The 1,417-nt window shown below is 35.1% G+C and carries 1 protein-coding gene; it reads left to right on the top strand.

Annotated features, from left to right (window positions below; genetic code table 11):
• The first annotated feature begins 202 nt into the window (after positions 1-202).
• Positions 203-1,272 (top strand): ISKra4 family transposase gene (locus F6K53_RS42490; protein ID WP_293069080.1). Its coding sequence is split into 2 segments (ribosomal slippage): positions 203-377 and positions 377-1,272, totalling 1,071 coding nucleotides; the frame shifts between segments, so codons are not numbered across the junction.
• Positions 1,273-1,417: the final 145 nt, after the last annotated feature.

The raw sequence follows: 1,417 nt of genomic DNA, 5'->3' as shown, positions 1-1,417 counted from the left end.
TCTGTCTGCTCCCAGTATCTGGTTTTTTGGTTTTAGAAGCCCAAACCCCATGATGCGGATCAAGAAGGGTTTTCCTCTTAGTAAATGCCAGTCACCTGCATTGGCGGATGCGCTAGGGTGCATCTCAGTTTTGCAAAAATACCAAAATCATGATATCATGATATTATTAATGATAAATAGTTTCTAATAATTACTAAAACTCATGAACTTGAGTCCGGAAGAAAAGCAAGAGCTAAAAGAACATTTAAAAGCTGTAGCTCAACTTTTATATCGTCAGACCCCCCCAGAAAATAAGCAAAGATTTGAGGATATAGAAACGACTTTAAGAGACTATATTCAGGAAGAAGTTTCTCCAGAGATAGCAAAATTTTTTTTTCAGAAGTCAGTCAAGTAAAAATTGGCAGACCTCGCCGAATAAAAACCATAGTAGGAGAAGTAGAAATCACTGATAAACAGGCGGATTATTTTGAGCTAAAACCTCATAGTCAATTAAGTCCAAAGCTGGAAAAAAATGCTCTGCTTATTTGTGCCAATGAATCTTATAAGAGAGCAGAGGAAGATTTATGGGCAATGACGGGAATCAAAATTTCACATAGTACATTACATAGATTAGTTAAAAAGCAAGATGTAGACTTACCAGAATCTAGATTAGGAATACAAGAAGTAAGCTTAGATGCAGGAAAAATCCGGTTACGTACAGAGGAAAATGGTGAAGCCTGTGAATGGAAAGATTATAAAGCTGTGTGTTTGAATGGAACATATATAGGAGCTTTCTTTCAAGAAAACCAAGTTTTAATAGATTGGGTAAATAGTCAAAAACTTCTCAACCCGTTCTTTTGTACAGGTGATGGTCATCAAGGAATTTGGAATATATTTGAAGAACTGGGAGAACCGGCTCAAAGAAGAGAAATATTGGATTGGTATCATCTAAAGGAAAATCTTTATAAAGTGGGAGGTTCCTTGAAACGTTTACAGAAGGCAGAAAAGCTTCTCTGGTCAGGAAAAGTGGCAGAGACTTTAGATTTATTTAGGGGATTAAAAAAGAAAGTAGCACAAAATTTTTGTAACTATATAGAAACTCATAAAAAGCGAATAATCAACTATGAATACTATCAGAAAGAAAGAATAAGTTCCCTAGGTTCAGGAGCAATTGAATCAGGAATTAAGCAAATAGGAATGCGAGTTAAAATATCAGGCTCACAATGGAATATTGAAAATGTTCCTAAAATTCTTTCTTTACGCTGTGCTTACCTAAATGGGATGCTTTATTAATGATGTTTTTACAAAAATGAGATGCACCCGTGGCGACAGCAGCGCAATGATTTACAAGACCAATATTTACCTATCGGTTCTAGCTTTAACTTTGATCAATTTCATAATAAAAATATAGATGACCACACTGCTATTGTAGAGTTTT

The sequence above is a fragment of the Moorena sp. SIO4A1 genome (genome assembly GCF_010672065.1).
Lineage (GTDB): Bacteria > Cyanobacteriota > Cyanobacteriia > Cyanobacteriales > Coleofasciculaceae > Moorena.
Note: the sequence above shows the minus strand (reverse complement) of the source record. Positions and strands in the feature narration are given on the sequence as shown.